Source organism: Arthrobacter sp. 2YAF22_2 (assembly GCF_052114645.1).
Taxonomy (GTDB): Bacteria; Actinomycetota; Actinomycetes; order Actinomycetales; family Micrococcaceae; genus Arthrobacter.
Genome location: NZ_JBFRFD010000516.1, coordinates 1 through 2,518, shown reverse-complemented (window position 1 = coordinate 2,518; position 2,518 = coordinate 1). Strand labels below are relative to the sequence as shown.

The 2,518-nt window shown below is 67.5% G+C and carries 3 protein-coding genes; 1 reads left to right on the top strand and 2 read right to left on the bottom strand.

The annotated features are described in order from the left end of the window. The first annotated feature begins 40 nt into the window (after window positions 1-40). Window positions 41-1,147, top strand: a complete 1,107-nt coding sequence (locus tag AB4Y86_RS16670) for a diacylglycerol/lipid kinase family protein (RefSeq protein WP_441403286.1) — start codon at window positions 41-43, stop codon at window positions 1,145-1,147. A gap of 53 nt (window positions 1,148-1,200) precedes the next feature. Here AB4Y86_RS16670 and AB4Y86_RS16665 read toward each other — a convergent pair whose 3' ends face one another. Next, window positions 1,201-1,449, bottom strand: coding sequence for a hypothetical protein (locus tag AB4Y86_RS16665; protein WP_441403285.1), 249 nt, complete (start codon window positions 1,447-1,449; stop codon window positions 1,201-1,203). A 94-nt stretch (window positions 1,450-1,543) separates the two neighbouring features. Beyond that, window positions 1,544-2,518: prephenate dehydratase (gene pheA, locus AB4Y86_RS16660; protein WP_441403284.1), on the bottom strand; the 975-nt coding region annotated here is incomplete at its 5' end.

Here is a 2,518-nt window from a genome sequence, read left to right as displayed (position 1 = left end):
GTCCTGCCGCGGCGCACGCCCGGGATAGTCTGGGTGCAATATGCGCGACTGGCTGCTGTACCTCATCATCGCTGGAGCCCTGGTATTTGCCGTCTCCAGCTGGTGGGGTGTGCGCCGATTGAAAGCGAAGCATACGCGCAGCGCCGTCCGGGAAGAGACCCACAGCCCCAGCCTGGCCCGGCAGAAGGTCGCGGTGGTGATGAACCCGATCAAGGCCAGGTCCGCGGAGGCCCGCGTCCTGATCGAGAGCACCTGCCTCGCGGCCGGCTGGGAAGCCCCCCGGTTTTTTGAAACCACCGCCGAAGATCCGGGGTTCTCGCAGACCCGCGCTGCCGTGGAGTACGGGGCCGACGTCGTTCTGGCGGGCGGCGGCGACGGTACCGTCCGCGCAGTGGCCGGGGTCCTCGCGCACACGGACATCGCCATGGGACTCCTCCCGCTGGGAACCGGAAACCTGCTGGCCCGCAACGTTCACCTCGACATCGGAGATCTGCGCGGCTGCGTCGAGACCGCGCTGTTCGGCCACCAGCGTTTCATTGATACGGCGCGGATGAGGGTGGAAAACGCCCGGACCGGGCAGTCCGACGACCACGCCTTCCTGGTGATCGCAGGGATCGGCCTGGACGCCGAAGTGGTGGGCGACACCAACGACGGGCTCAAGAAGGCGGTCGGCTGGCTCGCCTACACGGAGGCGGGCGTCCGTCACCTCCCGGGACGCCGCAAGCGGGTGGCCATCTCGCTCGACGACCAGCCGGAGCAGTCCCGGAAGATCCGCAGCGTCCTGTTCGCCAATTGCGGCCTGATTCYCGGCGGGATCGACTTCATCCCGCAGGCCATGATCGACGACGGCATGCTCGACGTGGTGGTGATGAGTCCGCGCAGCGCGATCGGCTGGCTGGCGATGTACTGGAAGATTGTGCTCAAGCACAAGCGGACCCTGCCGGTGATGACCTACTACCGCTCCGGCAAGATCGTGATCAAGTGTGCCGAGCCGATGCCGACCCAGGTCGACGGCGATCCCACCGGCGAGGCCACAACGGTGACGGTCCAGGTGGCTCCGCGCTCGTTGCTGATCCGGGTGAAAGAAAACGCCGGGACGGAAGACCCGCCCAAAAGCGGTGCGGCCGGCCAGGCGAGCAACGGCTAGACCCCGGCCGCCCCTGAGCACGGCTGCTGGGCCGTGCCGCCGGACGAGGAGTGCTAGCTGGCTTCCTTTTTGGCTTCGGCGTCCGCGGCGGTGTCAGCTTTGGCGTCGGCGGCTTTCTTGGCCTCCGCGGCCGCCTTGGCCGCGCGGGCCTCGGACTGCTCGCGGATCATGGCCTGTTCCTCCTCGAAGCGCAGCCGGTCGGCACGGTCGGCGTCGTCGCCGTCCCAGTCCTGGTTTTCGGCCGTCGGCTTGGGATTGACGATCATTCCCTGGCCGTCATTTTCTGTGCTGGTGCCGGACATGGCCCGCTCCCTCCGTTAGAGGACTACCCCAATATGGATCAGGCAAGCATAGGCACAGTTTCCACGGGGCGGAAGTGCAGGATGTGGCATTTGTCTACGCTGTGGGCGAAGCCTGCGGGTTATATGCCTGAACCACTGATGCCCCGGCGAGTATGTCTTTGACCCAGGCATGGGCGGAGCGGAATGCCTGGTCCGAGGTGTGCGGGGCCACCTCGGCGCGTTGGCCGTCCGCCCTGCCGTAGGAGCCCAGGAACCGGGTGGCCGGGCTGATCCGATGCAGCCCGGCGAGCGCATCGGCTACCCGGGCGTCGCTCACGTGGCCGTCAGCATCGATGCTGAAGAAGTAGTGGCCCAGATACTGGCCGGTGGGCCTCGACTCGATGCGGCTGAGGTTCACCCCGCGGGTAGCGAACTGGTCCAGGATTTCCATCAGCGCGCCCGGGCGGTCCTCGGGCAGCGGAACCACCACGGTGGTCTTGTCGGCGCCGGTCCGTTCCGGCAGCGAGCCGGGTCGCCCCACCAGCACGAAACGCGTTACGGCCCCGGGGTTGTCGCCGATGTTTTCAGCCAGCACGGACAGGCCGGGTTGTTCGGCAGCGACGATCGGCGCGCAGATTGCGGCGTCGTAGTGCGCATCGCCTTCGAGCAGGCCCATCGCGGCGGCGGCCGTGGAGGAACCGGGGATATATTCAACGTCCGGAATATTCTTATCGACCCAGAGCCGGCACTGCGCCCAGGCGTGGCCGTGGGTGGAAATCCGCCGGATGTCGTCGATTCCGACGCCGGGCCGGGCCACCAGCACGAAGCTGATGGGCACCAGGGCCTCGCGCAGGATCCGCAGCTCCTGGCCGGTGGCAATCGCGTCGAGCGTGGCCGTGACGCCACCCTCCACGGAGTTCTCGATCGGGACCATGGCGGCGTCGGCCGACCCGTCGCGGACCTTGTCCAGGGCAGTGTTGACGTTCGAGGCCGGAACGCAGATGGCCTCTGCCGCGCCGGGCACCTGCATCAGTGCTGCCTCGGTGAACGTGCCGGCCGGACCGAGGAAGGTATAGGTGACAGGTGACGC

What these genes read in the sequence shown, in the direction of transcription:
- AB4Y86_RS16665 (WP_441403285.1), bottom strand. Translation starts at nt 1,449, where the DNA reads ATGTCCGGCACCAGCACAGAAAATGACGGCCAGGGAATGATCGTCAAT.